General features: G+C 39.8%; 16 protein-coding genes. All 16 read right to left on the reverse strand.

Features of this window, described 5'->3' with window-relative positions:
- Window positions 1–6 precede the first annotated feature (6 nt).
- The gene (locus tag B4N43_RS23830) at window positions 7–1,320 is read right to left on the reverse strand and encodes a restriction endonuclease subunit S (RefSeq protein ID WP_153846633.1); all 1,314 of its coding nucleotides are present in this window, start codon (window positions 1,318–1,320) and stop codon (window positions 7–9) included.
- A gap of 3 nt (window positions 1,321–1,323) precedes the next feature.
- A complete protein-coding gene (locus B4N43_RS23835) occupies window positions 1,324–3,129 on the reverse strand; it encodes a GmrSD restriction endonuclease domain-containing protein (protein WP_153846632.1) in 1,806 nt (601 codons plus the stop codon).
- Window positions 3,130–3,131: 2 nt separating this feature from the next.
- Window positions 3,132–4,130 (reverse strand): virulence RhuM family protein, encoded by a 999-nt coding sequence (locus B4N43_RS23840; RefSeq protein WP_153846631.1) that lies wholly within the window; start codon window positions 4,128–4,130, stop codon window positions 3,132–3,134.
- A 3-nt stretch (window positions 4,131–4,133) separates the two neighbouring features.
- Complete coding sequence (locus B4N43_RS23845; RefSeq protein WP_286736660.1) at window positions 4,134–6,473, reverse strand: type I restriction-modification system subunit M; 2,340 nt, start codon at window positions 6,471–6,473, stop codon at window positions 4,134–4,136.
- Window positions 6,474–6,802: 329 nt separating this feature from the next.
- Window positions 6,803–7,672, reverse strand: a complete 870-nt coding sequence (locus tag B4N43_RS23850) for a hypothetical protein (protein ID WP_286736662.1) — start codon at window positions 7,670–7,672, stop codon at window positions 6,803–6,805.
- A 432-nt stretch (window positions 7,673–8,104) separates the two neighbouring features.
- Window positions 8,105–8,491 carry a nuclear transport factor 2 family protein gene (locus B4N43_RS23855; RefSeq protein WP_286736664.1) on the reverse strand — a complete coding sequence of 129 codons (387 nt, stop codon included), beginning with the start codon at window positions 8,489–8,491 and terminating at the stop codon, window positions 8,105–8,107.
- Between the two features lie 1,018 nt (window positions 8,492–9,509).
- Window positions 9,510–9,956, reverse strand: coding sequence for a nuclear transport factor 2 family protein (locus tag B4N43_RS23860; RefSeq protein ID WP_153846627.1), 447 nt, complete (start codon window positions 9,954–9,956; stop codon window positions 9,510–9,512).
- A gap of 151 nt (window positions 9,957–10,107) precedes the next feature.
- On the reverse strand, window positions 10,108–10,437 hold the full coding sequence (locus B4N43_RS23865; RefSeq protein WP_070565732.1) for a metal-sulfur cluster assembly factor: 330 nt from the start codon (window positions 10,435–10,437) through the stop codon (window positions 10,108–10,110).
- 37 nt (window positions 10,438–10,474) lie between these two features.
- On the reverse strand, window positions 10,475–11,737 hold the full coding sequence (locus B4N43_RS23870; protein WP_070565734.1) for a hypothetical protein: 1,263 nt from the start codon (window positions 11,735–11,737) through the stop codon (window positions 10,475–10,477).
- Window position 11,738: 1 nt separating this feature from the next.
- Complete coding sequence (locus tag B4N43_RS23875) at window positions 11,739–12,566, reverse strand: DUF2249 domain-containing protein (protein ID WP_286736666.1); 828 nt, start codon at window positions 12,564–12,566, stop codon at window positions 11,739–11,741.
- 14 nt (window positions 12,567–12,580) lie between these two features.
- On the reverse strand, window positions 12,581–13,507 hold the full coding sequence (gene ric / locus B4N43_RS23880) for an iron-sulfur cluster repair di-iron protein (protein WP_075991505.1): 927 nt from the start codon (window positions 13,505–13,507) through the stop codon (window positions 12,581–12,583).
- A gap of 29 nt (window positions 13,508–13,536) precedes the next feature.
- Complete coding sequence (locus B4N43_RS23885; protein ID WP_070565740.1) at window positions 13,537–14,304, reverse strand: ABC transporter permease subunit; 768 nt, start codon at window positions 14,302–14,304, stop codon at window positions 13,537–13,539.
- Window positions 14,305–14,311: 7 nt separating this feature from the next.
- On the reverse strand, window positions 14,312–15,025 hold the full coding sequence (locus B4N43_RS23890) for an ABC transporter ATP-binding protein (protein ID WP_088160564.1): 714 nt from the start codon (window positions 15,023–15,025) through the stop codon (window positions 14,312–14,314).
- The gene (locus B4N43_RS23895) at window positions 15,022–16,272 is read right to left on the reverse strand and encodes a nitrous oxide reductase family maturation protein NosD (RefSeq protein WP_070565743.1); all 1,251 of its coding nucleotides are present in this window, start codon (window positions 16,270–16,272) and stop codon (window positions 15,022–15,024) included. The genes B4N43_RS23890 and B4N43_RS23895 overlap by 4 nt, the downstream gene beginning before the upstream one ends.
- A gap of 10 nt (window positions 16,273–16,282) precedes the next feature.
- Window positions 16,283–16,732 (reverse strand): nitrous oxide reductase accessory protein NosL, encoded by a 450-nt coding sequence (locus B4N43_RS23900; RefSeq protein ID WP_083295915.1) that lies wholly within the window; start codon window positions 16,730–16,732, stop codon window positions 16,283–16,285.
- A complete protein-coding gene (locus tag B4N43_RS23905) occupies window positions 16,719–17,333 on the reverse strand; it encodes a hypothetical protein (RefSeq protein ID WP_198386050.1) in 615 nt (204 codons plus the stop codon). The genes B4N43_RS23900 and B4N43_RS23905 overlap by 14 nt, the downstream gene beginning before the upstream one ends.
- Between the last annotated feature and the right edge of the window lie 10 nt (window positions 17,334–17,343).

A 17,343-nucleotide genomic window follows, 5' to 3' on the forward strand; every position in this document is an offset into this window, starting at 1 on the left:
TTGAAACTACTCAGTCACTTTCAGTTTACCAGTTACTACTTCATTGATCAAACTCTGCTTGTATTCTTTCAATTTGATTATTTGCTCTTGCTTTTGGGCGATGGCTTTGTCTATTTTTGAGGTTTGCTCTTCTAAATAAGCTACGATTTCTTTTTGTTCATGATACGGTGGAATCGGAATATAAATTTCTCTCAATTTAGAGGCATATGTGTGAACGATTATCTCACCTTTAGAGCTTTTTGCTTTCTCATATTTTGCTCCGTTTGTATTCATGCAAAATGATAAATATTCACTTGAGTTTTTTCGTTGCTTAAATATAATTACATCTCCCCCGGCAAAAGTTGTTAATCGAGACTTAAATGCTACACATTTTCCGATATCCTCTTTTAGCTCTCCAGATCCAGTAAACAACAAATCGTTACGATCCAATTTGACAGCTTGAGAACTAGCTTCCCGAGAAATTAGGCGTATTGGAGATAGAATTTTATAATTATACTTTGTATAGATATCCCCGTATAGTATAGCTGGTTCTCCATCTTCTTCTACTAAATCCGCTTTGGAGAAACCACCTCCTTTAGAAAAAAATCCCAAAGAGGCTAGTCTTCTTACCTCCCAATGCTGTGGTATTTTACCAATCCATCCTATTCCAGAATCTTTCATTTTGGCACCTTCGTCGTTAGAATGTGGAATACCTTGGGTAACAGCATTGTGAATGGTGATTTGCCGCAATTCCTTTAGCTTCTCAATTTGTTGTTCTTTTAGATTGACTGCTGCATCAATTTTTTCGCATTTATCATCAAGAAATTTATTAATAGCTTCTTGTTCATTGAGTGGTGGTACATAAAATGGAATTTCTTTCATTCTCTGTTTCGACAAATCCCATTGACCTATCCTAACTCCGTCAGATGCTTTTGCAAAAAACGGTATATATGCTTTACTTCTAATTGTTTTAGAAAAATATTCTCCAAAAAGTTTAGATGAAATATCAAAAATATAATATGCCGGACTAACTATACCTTCAAAATGTGAATAACCATAAGATCCTTGCCAAGCCTTCATTTTATTCATACCAAACTGACCAATTTTTAAATGCTTATATCCACTTAAATCGTCAGGAATAAAATTATGATTATCCTCTTCAGGATCTTCTCCACGTTGAATTACCCCTTTTTCTCTCGTAATCGATAATAAAGGTAAATCTGCTCTATTCTTAATAGAATATGGTCGTAATATATTCCCTAATTTTCTATCTTCCCAATGCTCCGGAATTTCCCCCAGCCATTCTATTCCACTATCTTTATATTTCTCGTATCGTTGCATGGTTTACAGATTGTAATAATATTTTTTAATACGTTGACTCATTAACTGACGGCGCTCTTGCAAAAATTCTGCATAAGTCGTGTGATCCCTGTTGATAACAGATTCAGGAATATCATTTTCAATAAGATTTTGAATCAAATCCTCATGAGAATCTATTGTCCCCAACTCTATACTTTTATTTGAAATGGCATCTTTAATCCTACCAAAATACAACTGTGGAGCGTGGTCCTTTATTCTAATATTTGTATTTTGCTCGGTAAACACATAATTAGCTACTTGATTGTATTCTTTCTGCACTTTACCATTTTTCTCCAGATATTTTTTAGGGAAGATATGGTGTTCATCCCCCCTATTCTCCATCAATGTCTTTATTGTCATAGATTTTGACAAAAAAGCTCTTGTTCCCTGGAGACATTGAGCAGCTAAATAGACATTGTAACCATTATTGCTTTTGGACGACGATTCCAAATGCGTTACAAGGCCAAATTCAAAATAGCTATCTCCCAAAATGGCACTTTCGATTTCAGTCAAAACATTCTCAATCCTCTTTTCATTGATCTGTTTGATATCGCCATCAATCCATGATTCTGCGGAACCTGAATACCTTCCAACTAACAATGAAAACACTAACCAACGCTTCACATATTTCTGTGTCATCGCTTCACTATATCCGGCATCTTTTAGCTTTAAAAACAAGGCGTAAGAGAAATTCAAGCTATTTTTTGAAATCAGCATTTGACTCTTAATAAATCCTGCTGACTCTACAATCATAATAAAACGTTGATAATTTGTTTTATTAAAAAATGCAAGCAAACCTGCTTCAAGCTTTTGGTAGCTCTCCACTACAATCTCCTCTTCATTGGTACGTAATTCAAAATTTCGTCCTGAAAGTAATGCGACCAAATCTGAAAATTTACCACGATTAAACTGATAGGTCAGCGCTACACGTAATACATCTAAATAATCCGGTCTATAAAGATCGTCCCGACCATCTTTCATCCACTGGATAGTCTTATAGTACTCGTGCGCAGCAAATTCCTTATCGTTGTCAATAATATGTTTATGAAATGATTTATCCACTATTAAACGACAAAAATAGTCGATCATGCGTCGCATTTTATTTCCGTTATGCGCTTCGTCTGAAGCGATTTTGGACATCACAAAATCTGCATTGCTTAATTTAACTCCCTTTTGGTTAATACGGATGAAAATCTCTGTTACAATATCAATATCCAGCAAAGCATCCAGCTCAATAATCCCTATTTGTTGATTACTGATACGTTTTAAAGACTCCAGTTTCTCTTCCACTTTATCCTCATCCGCCTCCGGATTGACTGACAAATATGCTCTTCGCGCTGCTGAAATACTCATTTCACCATTCAAAATAGGACTAATATCATTAATCCATTCCGTATTATTTTCAATAGCTTTATTTAATACCTCAAAATGGCTTTTTCCTTCTTCTGGGAAAGGGTGAAAAGCAATTTTAATATTGATTTCTTTGTATTCGTCATTTAAAACACGCTTACCAATCACGGCGGCTGTAAGTGCAGTAATACGTTGCTGGCCATCTATTAAGATCTTTTTCCCCGCAGAAAGTGAACCATCTTTTAATTTGACATCGTTATTTTTCCATGTGATGATGTATCCAACAGGAAAACCTTTATACAATGAATCAATCAAATCACGAACTTTGGCGGACTTCCAAACAAAAGGACGCTGAATTTCTGGAATTGCAATTTCTCCAGATTTAATCCAGCTAAGTAACGTTTCAACTGGTTGCTGTAATACTGTATATTTGGAACTCATAATTACTTCTTCTTTTTACGTTCTAGACTTTTGGCGGTTGTATCAATAAAGGCGACAAAATCCTTTTCTACTTTGGATAGTTCATTTTTGGTTTTCTCCTTATACTTAGCATATTCAAGCTCCGCCTTTTTCACTGCTTGATCATGGCTTACTGCTCCGGCATGTTGTAATACCTCATTACCCACCATACGTAGAAAATCATCTAGACGCGTAATCCAGTCCTGCATATACATCGGCTTACGATTGAGTGCCTGCAATTCGGCTAACTCCAAATAGGCTGTTACCGTACGATTGAGAATATTAAGTTCCTCCTCTGTCAAATAATTTTTAGCAACCTGTATTTCTTGTTTGCTTGGTTGTTCGCCTTTGAAGTTCGTTAGTCCAAGATTCGGTTTATCGGCATCAATGCGTTTGTAAATAATCTCAGCGGCTGTATTTCCATGCGTAGCAAAATGCATCTTGTTCTGTACAGTTTTGAAAAAGTGCTGTGAGACCTCCGTCTTAGGGTCGTAATCAATACTCGTCGCATAGATATCCAACACTTTGCGCCAAAATACTTTTTCGGATGAGCGTATATCACGGATGCGAGCCAATAACTCGTCAAAGTAATTGCCTCCTCCAGCTTGCTTCAACAACTCATCATTCATGGTAAAGCCTTTGACGATATATTCGCGTAAACGCGCCGTAGCCCATTGGCGGAACTTGGTCCCCTGATGGCTCTTGACACGGTAGCCTACAGAGATAATGACATCGAGATTGTAATAATTAGTAGGTTTGGTAGAAAAATCGGAAATTCCGATTTTTCTCTTTACCTCATCCTCAACCAGTTCTTCTTCCTTGAAGATATTAAGCACGTGCTCGTTGATTGTGGATTTAGATTTTTGGAATAGTTCGCTCATCTGTTCCAATGTCAACCATACCGTTTCCCCCTCTAATCTTGTCTCGATACGAGTAACGCCATCTTCACTTTGATAAATAAGTAGATTACTTTGTGGCTCCATGACCTAGAAGTTTAAAATATCTTGCAATAAACCATCTGCCTGCTCTTCTAAAGCCAAGAGATCTGCCTTGACCTCTTCGATAGAGCGTAATGGTGTATGTTTATAGAAATATTTATTGAAAGAGATTTCATAACCGATTTTGACAGAATCCAGATTAATCCAAGCCTCCTCAACATGGGGAACTACCTCACGTTCAAAATAGCTGATAATGGATTCATCCAATGGAATTTGTTCACTGTCCCGCAGGTCACTCTCGGTCTCGTATACGGTATACTCTCCTGCTTTAGCTGTCGGATAATAACCAAATAGTGGTAATTGCTCCTCGGAGCAACCAAGGTGATTAAGCAATTGGACTTTTTTATCACCCGTGATCTTTTCGATCTTTTTGATCACTTTCTCTGCTTCGGCATCGTAAGTGCTTATCGCCGATAAGATCGCTTTCTTTTCCGTAGCAGCAAGGGTAATCTTATGCTTTTTGCAGGTATCGTCCACCAAACTTGAAAAGGCATTAAAATCCTTAAACTCATTATCGCCAATATGCGACCAGAGCACAAGCGCAGCATCATATAATGCTTTTGGTTTATTCCAGGTAGCTGCTTCGATAAGCTTAGCCAACTGCTTCTTGTTGAGTCCCCAGTCTTCTTTCTCAGCCCGATGGTTGATCTCTTCGTTTTTGCTAGCAAGGTCTGTATAAACTAGGTCGCCATAGGTTTCGTACAAGGCCTGCATCGGAACTTTGAGCGCTTTATCAAATCGTAATTCGTTCAAAGCCGCCGCTGTAAACTGCGACTTGAGTCTTTTTGGACGCTCGATATTGACTTTATAGTAGCCAAAGTCTGTATTCTTAAAGCGTTTAACTTGCAGCAGATCATTCTCCGCGCTTTCGGATTGGTTCTCAAGATAATTTTTAACAATCTCACCTATCTGTGCTGGTGAAAATTCGGAGTTCTTACTCCCTAGATTTTTACGTAATTTTTGAAACAGCTTATTAGCATCAAGCAATTGCACATGTCCTTTTCTTGCAGCTGGCTTATTATTGTTCAATAACCAAATATAAGTGGTTATACCTGTGTTATAGAACAAGTTATTAGGCATCTGAACAATCGCATCCAATAGATCATTCTCGATAATATACCGACGGATGTTACTCTCTCCTGAACCAGCATCACCTGTAAAAAGCGATGAGCCATTGTGAACGGATGCAATACGGCTACCAATCTTATTGGAAGTAGGCGCTTTCATCTTGTCCACCATTTCCATCAGGAAAAGGAGCTGTCCATCGGAACTACGCGGTGTAGCATCTACGGTTTCCCAATTGCCCCAATAGTCTTTAAGTTTGATCTGAAAACGGGTATCGATAACATCTTTACCATCTTTGATATATTTTTGCTCCGAGGCCCAAGATTTACCATATGGTGGATTGGACAACATGAAGTCGAACTTCATATCCGAAAACTCATTGGTCGACAAGGTCGAACCAACACGGATATTCTCTGGGTCCTTGCCCTTGATCATCATATCGGACTTACATATGGCATAAGTCTCATCATTGATCTCCTTACCATACAAGTAGACATCCCCTTTATATTTAAAGGCGTCATCTTCGACAAGATAGTTTTCACTTTCGGTAAGCATCCCCCCACTTCCACAGGCAGGGTCATAGATGGTAATAATATTGGGTAGATGATCTTTTAAAGGTTCGAAGACCAAGTGGGTCATTAACTGAATGACTTCACGTGGTGTAAAGTGCTCTCCGGCCTCTTCGTTATTCTCTTCGTTGAATTTGCGGATCAGCTCTTCGAATACATAACCCATTCCCAGGTTGGACAACGCTGGCAACAGACGTCCCTCGGGATCGTTCTTTGTTAGCGGTGTTAGGTTGATATAAGGAGAAGTAAACTTTTCCAGGACATCCAACAATACATCTTTGGCTGCCATGTGACGTATCTGCGCACGCAGATTAAACTTCTCGATAATCTCTTGCACATTGGCAGAAAAGCCAAGCAGATACTCTTCAAAATTGGCCACCAATTTTTGCTGCGAATTGGTCGCCGTGCCTTTGAGTTTCTCCATTGTCCAAGGTGATGTGTTGTAAAACACATACTTGGATGCATGTCTAAGACCATCTGGATCGAGCTCGATTTGGCCAGCATCCTCCCGCTGATAGCGCACTTCCTCTAGTACCGCATCTTTTGTCGTTTCCAGCAAGGAATCGATACGACGTAATACCACAAAGGGCAAAATTATATCACGATACTTACCCCTAACGTATACGTCGCGAAGGCAATCATCGGCAATGGACCAAATAAAACTAACTAATTTATTATGAGCAGTATGAGTCATCTATCTATTTATCTAAAATCTCTATGGCTTAACCTACAAATTAACATTTTTTTTAACTGATTAGCAATAAATGTTATTAACATTGTAAAATAGCATTCTTTTTAAGGTGTCACAAGATAAAATGGTAAGATAAGGTCAAGGCTGTTCAGTTTATTAATGCTTGATCTTTCTACTAATGTGCGCTGATGGATATTCTTAAACACCAAAATCAAGATCCTGCGAAAGACTGATCGTGAAACGAACAACTGTAATCTTTTTTGAACAGTTAAATATCAAACAGGTCCAAAACCAAACAGTACCACAAACTTTCTGCGGACGTACTATTGGACTTAGTTACCAGTCCAGTTTCTAAGCACTGTCGGAGTTTTTATTGTTATTTGTCCATTTTGGCTTCTTTTAGCATAAATTTTTAAAATTGAATTCAAAGGCCTACTGACATTACCCCGCATCGCAGCTTTCCATTTTGAAGTACCGTCGCCAAAATAGTTCGTATTTTTTTTAGACAATTTCTTTTGAAGCGCTTTAGAATACGAAGATTTATTACCATATACTGGCTCTACTTCCTCTAAATCGCCTTCTTTTGATATTTTTACTTTAAATAGAAAAACACTATCTACATCATTTTTTGACAGCTCAGGACGACTAATTGAACTTAGATTTTTTTCAAGTTCTTTCGTTCCTCCAACATACCTGGCAGCAAACGCCCATACGTTTTCTGTAAGATAATCTCTTGTACCCGAAGAAATGGTAGCACTAAATAATGATAGATGAAGTTTTTTTCTTTCTATAGTAATGGATTTTATCCTCTGAATCTTTTCTATTCCTAAACTGGCATTGCTATTAAACTCGTCCGATTGTAAATCCAATACTTCAATCGAAGGGTATGCTTTTTTTAGAAGCCATAAATCTCCTTCAAATGTCAGGTCAAAGTGCTCAGTCTTGGTGCCTAACGAATCATTCTTAAAATTTAATAAAATGTAATAAGGTTTTAAATCCTTATATCCTATAACAATTGAATTTATTGAATCATAGGATTTAAAAAATGTCTGGTTGGTGGCAATATCAAACTGTATATCATCAGTCCAAAAGGCTGGATCATTGTTACGACTAGTTTGAGCTATACTCTTGGAAGTACAATAGAAACATATTATAATTCCTAATAAGAATGAAGAGAATATTCGTGATGTTTCTTCTATCATAACTGATTATTTAAAATATTTAATTGAATAGCCTGGTCCCTAATAATAAAGATCTTCATACAGTTTAAATAAGCCAAGCCAATTTATAAAAAAAATCACTCCGATAAAACTATTTCAAATTGGCTATTGTTCGTGCAATACAAAAACGGCTACAAGCTGCCTTTCGAAAGAAAGGTTCAACATAAAAATTGGCGCCGTACATTGAAAATCCAATAGTCTTAAAAAACATTGGATGACGAAACAAAAAAGAGTAAACGATAGGAAACATAAAAATTGCTGTACAAATAAACGCTAAGAGAAAGGGTCTGATGAGAATCAGGCCCTTTTGACGTAAAAAGCCACATCTCACGATATGGCTTCTAAACTAAACTTAAACATATGATTCACTAGTGGTTTGTCTTTTATTACTGACAAACCACTAGTTATTGGATATTACTTATACGAATTGATTGATTTGGATACTTTCCAGTCATTGCCCACACGCTCCAAAGTAACGAGGTCAGTCTTGATGAAGTTTTCAAATTTCAAAGTCACTTTAGCGACCATATAGTCTGCTGATTCTTCTAAGATATCAGTGCTTACTGTACAGTTTAGCTTTTCGCCTTTTTGTTTTTTCAAGGATTTAACCACTTCGCTACGGCTGTTACTATGTGCATTGGTAGCTTGGATCTTTTGATTAAAATCAGCTGCAAATAACTGTTCTACTCCTGCTGATTTTCCCTCTGTAGTTACCGCAACATAGTGATCGAGTGCCAAGTCTGCTGTGGAAAGGTTAACGTTTGCTTTTGTTGCTTTTGCTCCTGGCCCTTCAGCTGCCATAGCGAAAGTTGATACTGCGATTAGAGCTGCTGCTGCGAATGTTTTTACTAGAGTTTTTTATCGAAATTATTTGTTTTTTATTTGATGATAAAGCTATCATGAGTGCTTTTTGAATACACTCATGATGGTTCATAATGTCTTTTTTTTATTCTGTTAGTTTTTTATTCTTATTTATTGACTCAAAACTACAGCACAATACGCTCCTAGCCTATTGACTTTAGACTAACAATCGGGAAAACTCGGTGAATGGCGGGAATAGAGAGGTGAGCCTGCTTCGTATCAGATTCGTACCACGTTCGGATCATCAATAGATATTGAACAGACACCCAACAGACCTTGTCCAGTCTCTGTACAGGAAAAAACTGGTCAGATACTGGTCAACAATCGAACCCTACATGTTCTGATCCGAAGGCTGTACGAAGCAGGTACGAACACAACCCCTATAAAAGTTATTTAAACTCATCCCTAATTAGCAGTTTTTAGCAAATAATGCCTAGTGCAGCGACTAGATCCGTGAGCTCGTGTTGGAGCGATCACCGAGATACCATGTCTTTGGTCATAACCATGCAGGTTATGGTAAGAGGAAAATTAAGGCTTTCCAGTTTATCACCGCTTCGTTGTATGAGCTATTGTAGGGAAAGTTGTGATTAAACTACACGATCAACTCAAGTGCATTCAAGATCTATAAACGAGGCGATACTACTATCTTTCTACTAATTCTTCTACTTTCTTTCTACTTCTTCTTCTCCTAATCTTTCCCTAGTTCTTTCCCTAAAATATTTACATTTTTCCTTCTAAAACAGCCCACAGCCTATTGTACGAGCGTTATTAAAAGTCTATTCATTAAGCGCTTCTCCTATTTCTTCTCCTAAATTCATCTATTCTTTCTACTTAATTATTCTAATTGAGCTCCACTCACTACGTTATCCCCGAAACAAGTCGCTATTTCAAATAGATCATGAAAAAGCCACATCTCTCGATGTGGCTCTACAACATATATATTTATTTAAAATCGCTCTTATTTATACGAATTGATTGATTTAGATACTTTCCAATCATTACCTACACGCTCCAAGGTAACCAGGTCAGTCTTGGTGAAGTTTTCAAATTTCAACGTTACTTTAGCCACCATATAGTCTGCCGATTCCTCGATGATAGCTGTGCTTACTGTACAGTTCAGCTTTTCGCCCTTTTGTTTTTTCAAGGATTTAACCACTTCGCTACGGCTGTTAGACTGCGCATTGGAAGCTTGAATCTTTTGATTAAAATCAGCTGCAAATAACTGCTCTACGCCTGCTGATTCTCCCTCCGTAGTGACCGCAACATAGTGCTCTAAAGCGAAGTCAGCTGTGGAAAGGTTAACGTTTTCTTTTGTTGCTTTTGCTCCAGGTCCTTCAGCTGCCATAGCAAATGTAGATACGGCGATTAAAGCTGCTGCTGCGAATGTTTTTACTAATACTTTCATAATGTTTTTTTTTATTGTGTTAGTACTTTTGTTCTTATTTGTTGACTCAAAACTACAACACAATAGGCCCTTAGCCTAAAGGCTTTAGACTAACGATCGGGAAAACTCGGCGAATAGCGGAAATAGGGAGGTGAATTTATTCTTCAAGAAATCATTCTCGTTCCAATAGGCTCTTTCCCTCTTCGCTGATCCGATCGGGAGTCCAAATAGGATCCCAAACGAGCTCGATAATTATTGCCCGCTGTGGAAATTGCTGTTGCAATGTTTTTTCAACGCCATGAACGATAGAGTCGCCCATCGGGCAATAGGATGAAGATAACGTCATGGTAACAACAATACGACTGGGATCGGTTAAATTAATATCATAAATTAAGCCCATATCTACGATGTTGATCCCCAATTCGGGATCCATCACAAGCATCAATACCTGAACAGCTTTTAACTGATCGGAAGCCTCCGGTTTTGTTAGATCAATTTTCATGGTATCTTTCATTAAATATATAGGCGAGGTGCGTAGTTTATTTACTTTTTCTTTGATGAAAAACTACTTTTCCGACATTGACAACATAAACAGCAGCAAGTGCTGCCCAAAGCCAGGCTGCACAGTATAATGCCCACCTGAATTGACCGGCTACAGCAACCGCCATGACGACAAGCGCCACTAGGTAAAGATAATATTGTATAGAAAGTAATCGCTGACTATAAAGTTCCTTGGGCAAAGGTATTTTTTTGATGCCATTGAGATCTTTATAGCGCCAATTCCAGATCATAAAAGGCAGGGTCTTATAGGTCATCCCTAAAATAATACCCGTTAACCATCCAAAAAACACCCATACGGCATATAAATTCACCCAATTACCAGACTCCTGCCGGACAACCATAGGTAAGGTGAGAAACGCGAACAATAAACTCAAAAAGGAAATGAAACTATGTTTCATCGGAATATCCAGTACCTTACGCGCCCGGTGCACAAAACAATCCACGACAAAAACGGCCCAGCAAACTACTCCCAATAGCACTATTGCTCCAAAGGTAAGAGATCTTAATCCCACAGGATGGCTGTATCCGTCCAATAAAAAAAGTACCAATCCAAGGTTTATCAAAATGACCGAAACATAAAGCCACTTTGTTTTGGTGGATTGTCCCAAGAGAAACATCGGCAGCATCTTTGCTCCCGCTCCCAGGATCAGTTGCAAAAACCAACCAACAATACCGACGTGGGCATGTAGCTTTAGGATATCGAGGTGACTTTTTGTTAGAAAACCATGGGCTAAATTAATGGCAAGCAAAAGGCCTAAGGTGGTTGTAAAACAAAGCCAGAAGGCCGAGAACGTAAAATAAAGGCGTAGTTCAAATAGATGCTCCACATCTTTAGTCGTCATCCACAGCAAGTAGAAGTACAGGTAGGAGCTGAGCGTAATCAATAGCCCTCCAACGCACATGAGTAAACCGATCTTGAAATACCAGAAACTATAAATCAACACACAGGTTCCCGATGTCAATAGGATATAACTGAAAAATGCCAATTTGGAAGAGCGAAGTGAACGTTCAAAAATAACCGGCACCAGCTGATACGCCGCTCCATAAATCACCATCGTGCCCCAACCTAGTGCTAGGCTATGGACGATTGCCAGCACTTTTGGTTGAAAATGGTGCCCAAAGAGCTGCCCCCCGCTAAAAACCAAGAGGAAGCTGAACAGTAGAAAAAAAATGCCCGCAGTGATAAAAAACGGCAATACAGCATACGCTTCTGGGCTCTTATGAATAGCAATATGTGCCATTTTATTTAACGGGGTAAATTAACAGATGGACATCTCCAGGATGTTGTTCATGGATGAAAATCCGATAAGAAAAATGATCCAGTTCTTCTAGTAAATGGAGCGGAACCTTCCGATGTTTTACATAGACAACCTCATCGGCTTTCAGTTGAGCAAGAGCCTCAAGAATTGATTCCATGGGCTGCGGCATAGGCAATGTCCTGACATCCAATGTAACAAGTTGAAGCGCGGAAAGTCGCGCTAATTTCTGCTCAAAAAGTCGTTTCGGCACAAATGAAATATGATCGCCCTCAGCAGGCTGAACGGACAGCACTGTATCTTTTTTATAAAAGTAACTTCTGAATTCGCCCTCCGCCCATTCGTGGCTATAGCTTGGCACTCCACGCTCCTCCATACGCCTAATCAATGGAATGGGGACAAATGAATTGCTGATGCAAAGAATCCCTCCTGCGACGAGTGAGCGATACAACTGAAAAATATCTTTTAATGGATCTTGCCCCATTTCCAATAGGGGTCTCACATCGAATACAACCGTCACTGCTGCATCATCCATCCAACTTGGCCGCTCTGCTGCATCGAATGGATCATTGACTTTCTCAGCTCCATCTGACATCCAAATAAAGCCGAGCGGTACCAGCGCAGCACGAAAATCTGTAACCGAACATCCGCCAATTTTTGCTGCTTCGCCTATGGAGACCCGAGGGGCCAGTATCCGACGCAACACCGGGATCCGGATCTTACGCAAGGGTTTGGCAATAGCTGCAATGGCTTCAATGCTTAAGTCATTATAGCTGATCAGTTCTGAAATCTTGGTATGCTGGTTTATCCGCATGGCTTTTCTAGTTTTTAATTCATTTGAACACCGTAGCTCGCGAGCAACTTTGGAAATAAAATATTATTCTCCAGGTGGATATGCTGCAAAAGATCGGATTCGAAAGATTCGATCTGTGAAAATAATGACGTGTAGGAATTGCAGGCATTGGCTGGCAATGTGTAATTTTGGGTAATTTTGCGCAACTGCTGAAGTTCCTTTCCTGAATCTTCGTGTTCGGAAATCAAAAATTGAATGAGCTGCTCTACCTGTTTGCTGGTCAATTCTTGTTCATTCTTGGTTGCCGGAAAGAGCTGCTTCTCCTCTTTATCCAAATGATGGTAAAGGTCATCAAGAAAGGCATCGAGTTCTTTGGACAAGTTGACCAGCTCGGGATGCTGCTGTGCATGCACATCGGCCACTTTATGTGCAAGTTCCTGAATAATCGGTCCTTTTTCCCGGACATACCGATGATGAACATTCTTAATATAATCACTTAAAAAATCGATATCCCAATCTTTAAAATTTAGCGGTGGGCCGGCTATAGGAAGCTCTTCGGATTGGTTTAACCGTCTGCGCAATTCAATTTCATCGAGACCAACACTATGAGCGGCCTCCTTAAGCGTCTGCTTACCACCGCAACAAAAATCTACCCCAAGCTGTTTTAAAACTTCGGCCTTGCGGATATCCTTGGCAGCAATATGGCCAACGGTTTCCAGTGTTTCGCTTTCGAGCGGTTTGCCAAGGCGAACCTGCCAGTATTCGGGCCCCGATTCAAGATAATTCCAAATGAGATCCTTTCCACGTTCACCCAGCAACTGATAATAGAGCGGTTTAGGATCATGATCGTTTTTGATAATAAATGACTCGCCCGAATCCAGGGCATCGAAGTGATCAAATATGGTCGGGTGTTTAAGTCGAGGTTCTATATTGAAAACCTCCAATAACGGTGATTTAATCATGATAATAGTATTAAATGGTCAATAAATTATTATAAATCCTTTTTCTTAAAATAGCGAATAGATAGCCCTAGAGGAATGAGGCACCAGAGCAACATGACCAACAGGGTGATCGCAATGCCGAATGTATTACCGAAGAAATCCCGAAATATCGCCCCTGTATAGCCCATCATCGCGGATAGATCGACCTGTAATAAAATAAGGATGCGACAGATATCGATGGGATTGAGCATGGACAGTGCAACCATTCCATGTTCGATGGGATAATCCGCAAACTGAAATAGGATGAAAAGCACCAGTGCGTCAAAAAGCAGCGTGAAATAAAGCCAAAGCAAAATTGCCAATCCTATCCCCTTCGACTTATCTCTGATCAATACAGATGTCCACATCGCGATCGAAACGAAAATCAAAGAAAGTAACAGTCCACAACCGACCAAAGTAATTCCCGAAGAGCTAAATGCATAGATAAAAGTTGGTATGCCAACGCCAATAAAAAAAGCTAAACTAAGTGCACCTGCCAGACCCACATACAGGCTGCCCCAAATGCTTTGCCGTTGCAAAGGCTGACTGACGAGGCAATTGATAAACTCGGAACTCTGGTAGATATAGATGCCTGAAAAAATGATACTCATCAGCGGAACTACAAACAACACAATATTCAGTAGACTGAGTAATCCCTTTTCATAGTTGTCCTCCATGCTATAGACCGTCATGGAAAGTACAAAGAGTAATATGGTGTAGCATAAAATGGTCTTGTTGCGCAAGAGATCCACAAAAACGTAGCGTATAATTTTATTCATCTTTTCTCTAATTAGACAGGTCGCGGTTCTGCATCAAATAAGCGATTGCTTTAGATAGCTTTTCAGTACCTGTATCTTCTTTTAATTGCTGCAAACTCTTATGAAACTTCAGCTCTCCTTCCTGCAGAAAGACAATCTGCGATACAAATTCATCGAGATCACTAAGCACATGGGAACTGATGATGATCAGTTTACCGCGTCCGATTTCTTTTTTGATTTTATCCTTGAGAATTTCGGTAGACAGAGGATCCAGTCCTGCTGTAGGTTCATCCAGGATGAGTACTTTGGGGTCAAACATAAATGCGATACAGGCACTTACTTTTTGTCTTGTGCCACCGGAAAGCGTTGCCATCCGTTTTTCCAACAGCTTGTCCACGCCAAAAGCCTGATAAAGATCCGAATCCGCCTGGGGCTGTTTACGGATATCTTTGATCATATCCAGGACCTGTTTGATGGACATATTCTCAGGATATTGACCGATCTGCGGCATATAGCCGATATGGTTCCGATAAGCCCATTGCTGTCCAATGTCCTGTCCTTCAAAAGTGATCCGTCCGGCACTCGGCATGACCATACCTAGGACAGACTTGATCAAAGTAGTCTTACCACTGCCATTGGGGCCAATTAAGGCAACGCATTCGCCGCCATTCAAGGTCAGATCAATGCCCTTTAATGCATTGAATTTTCCAAAGCTTTTCGTTAACTGCTGGATACTAATCATACTTTTATTGATTTCATGCGAGGCTTATCGTCTTTAAGCCCCTCGGGTGTCAGACTTGGTAATAGCTTTTCAGTCCGGTCGAACAACATGGCCATAAAACTTCGAAAAAGTAACATCGCCGAAGGATAACGCTCAACCATCATCGAGAATAGGCTTACGGGACGAAAAGGGATATCCCCAAATCCGTCTTTGTCCAGATCGTATCCCTCGTATTTGTCCCAATAGTTATGCACAAAGCTGTTGAGTGTAAGGGTACCATTGGTGGCAACATCAAAGGTATTCTGAAGAAAATTATTGTCTTTAAGCACATTGTCCATACAGCTCGACTGAATCTTGAGCCCCCATCCGTTGCTCTTAAAATTGTTATGTTCAATATGGATACGATTCGATCCTTCCATAAAAATACCCGTGGTATTGCGGCTAAACTGATTGTTGATGATCTGACTATCGGAAATATCTTTGAGCAACAATCCATAGGCGGCATCGCCCCAATTCTCTTCGAAATTATTGTTTTCCATATGGACATGCTTGGTATACATAACAGCTACACCTGCACCATTGCTGCGAAAGGTGTTTGAGATGTAACTGTTCTCATGGGAAAACATAAAATGGAGACCATAGCGCAGATTTTTTTCAGAAAGATTGCCCTGTACTCGAGTATGGGTCACAAACTCAAGATAAATACCGTCCCTATGTCCAGACACTTCATTATTTTCAACACTTAAACTATCTGATTTCCAAGCATGAATACCATTACCAATCAGCTGCTCCGCTGTACCAAAAGCTTTGAGGATATTGCCCCGTATTTCAACGTTTGTAGCATTCTGCGCATAAATCCCGAAAAAATTGTCCACGAGCTCATTGTCAAAAATTTTGATATGCGCTGTATTGTAAATTTTAATACCGGCAATATCATTCATGGAAGAATGTCCCGAATGCTGTATTAAAAAGCCTTGAACAGTAACCTGCGGTGATTTGATCGAGAGCGGTTCATATTTTTTCTCGCCGTCCAGCACAGGTTTTCCCAGGCCTTTCAGGAAAATTGCCTTATCAATAACAATATTCCCCTCCTTATACACACCCGCCGCTACTAAAACGGTATCACCTGATTTCGCTTGTGCTAAGCCAGCCTTTATTGTTCTGACCGACTGCCCCTTTCCTACCTGGATGGTTGTCGCCGATACAGGCACGTTTACGAGCCAAAGACAAGCCATTGCACAGTACAACGCTAAAGCTAGATTCTTCATTGTTATTCATTTATTTCCACAGATCATTCCAAGTCATCACCGTGCCACCGATCTCTGCTTTGACCTTATCCAGTTCCACCCGTTTTTCAAATACAGCAACATTGCCTCGCATTGGGCTTTTCAAGGCTTCACTTTTGAGATAATATGCACCTTCAGCCGGTACGAGCTTATGGCTAACATAATCCGGCAGGTAATAAACGGCAATCTCTTCTTTTTTGACCGAGTTCCCTTTGACAAAGGCGATCATACATTGTACGTCATCAAAATTAAAGACCCGTCCCTTTTTTGTCTGCAGCTGCGTACCAAAACGCGCGTCCGTTATTGTCATCTTACAGTGGGCACATTGCTCGCTACCGTATTTAATAGGCTTGGGTTTATTGTTGCCCTGACAGGCCTGCAAACTACATAGAACCAGCAATATACTACTACAGATCAACGCAAATAATTTATAGTTTCTCATATGATTTTAGTTTTAGGGTTTTATTATTTTGCCACTCCCGCACTGTACAAAAGGCCAAGATAATTCCACAGAGTATAAAGATCCATCCCCCGATATCAGGTATAGAATAGGCACCAAAATTTAAAAGCTGTTTGTATCCGATCAGTGGTGGCTGATAAGACATTCCGGGAACTTTTATCGGTGCAGATGGATCGAGCTGATGCCCATAGTTGTATTCCCAGATATAAAAGTCAACCAGGGCTGCGACTCCAAAAAGCAGAAAACAAAAGAATAAGCCATAGAGCAGTTTTCTATTCTGCACGAAACCGGTAAGCAAAAAAGCAAGCGCAAAAAATAAGATGATATAGGGCAAGACCTTAAATTCTATGAAATCTTCCGCATGTAGCGTTTTCATCCCGATATAGTGGTTCAGTCCATTGATAATATCAACTTGTCCGGCCAACTTGTTGCTATAGATCTGTAGTTCTAGCCCTTCTGGGTATTGTGCTGCGTCGAGCTCAATACGCCAGATGGGTAGGAAGATGACCGCTACCAGGGCCAGGCCACTCAGGATCAAAAGAATCCGATGTACTGCTGACAGGTGACTTGTAGTTTTCATCATTGTAGGTTAT

It is taken from the genome of Sphingobacterium sp. UBA1897, assembly GCF_002337775.1.
In the GTDB taxonomy this organism is placed as follows: Bacteria; Bacteroidota; Bacteroidia; order Sphingobacteriales; family Sphingobacteriaceae; genus Sphingobacterium; species Sphingobacterium siyangense.

Coding starts and splice junctions, on each gene's coding strand:
- B4N43_RS23830 (WP_153846633.1), bottom strand. CDS start 1,320: ATGCAACGATACGAGAAATATAAAGATAGTGGAATAGAATGGCTGGGG.
- B4N43_RS23835 (WP_153846632.1), bottom strand. CDS start 3,129: ATGAGTTCCAAATATACAGTATTACAGCAACCAGTTGAAACGTTACTT.
- B4N43_RS23840 (WP_153846631.1), bottom strand. CDS start 4,130: ATGGAGCCACAAAGTAATCTACTTATTTATCAAAGTGAAGATGGCGTT.
- B4N43_RS23845 (WP_286736660.1), bottom strand. CDS start 6,473: ATGACTCATACTGCTCATAATAAATTAGTTAGTTTTATTTGGTCCATT.
- B4N43_RS23850 (WP_286736662.1), bottom strand. CDS start 7,672: ATGATAGAAGAAACATCACGAATATTCTCTTCATTCTTATTAGGAATT.
- B4N43_RS23855 (WP_286736664.1), bottom strand. CDS start 8,491: ATGGCAGCTGAAGGGCCAGGAGCAAAAGCAACAAAAGCAAACGTTAAC.
- B4N43_RS23860 (WP_153846627.1), bottom strand. CDS start 9,956: ATGAAAGTATTAGTAAAAACATTCGCAGCAGCAGCTTTAATCGCCGTA.
- B4N43_RS23865 (WP_070565732.1), bottom strand. CDS start 10,437: ATGAAAATTGATCTAACAAAACCGGAGGCTTCCGATCAGTTAAAAGCT.
- B4N43_RS23870 (WP_070565734.1), bottom strand. CDS start 11,737: ATGGCACATATTGCTATTCATAAGAGCCCAGAAGCGTATGCTGTATTG.
- B4N43_RS23875 (WP_286736666.1), bottom strand. CDS start 12,566: ATGCGGATAAACCAGCATACCAAGATTTCAGAACTGATCAGCTATAAT.
- ric (WP_075991505.1), bottom strand. CDS start 13,507: ATGATTAAATCACCGTTATTGGAGGTTTTCAATATAGAACCTCGACTT.
- B4N43_RS23885 (WP_070565740.1), bottom strand. CDS start 14,304: ATGAATAAAATTATACGCTACGTTTTTGTGGATCTCTTGCGCAACAAG.
- B4N43_RS23890 (WP_088160564.1), bottom strand. CDS start 15,025: ATGATTAGTATCCAGCAGTTAACGAAAAGCTTTGGAAAATTCAATGCA.
- B4N43_RS23895 (WP_070565743.1), bottom strand. CDS start 16,272: ATGAAGAATCTAGCTTTAGCGTTGTACTGTGCAATGGCTTGTCTTTGG.
- B4N43_RS23900 (WP_083295915.1), bottom strand. CDS start 16,732: ATGAGAAACTATAAATTATTTGCGTTGATCTGTAGTAGTATATTGCTG.
- B4N43_RS23905 (WP_198386050.1), bottom strand. CDS start 17,333: ATGATGAAAACTACAAGTCACCTGTCAGCAGTACATCGGATTCTTTTG.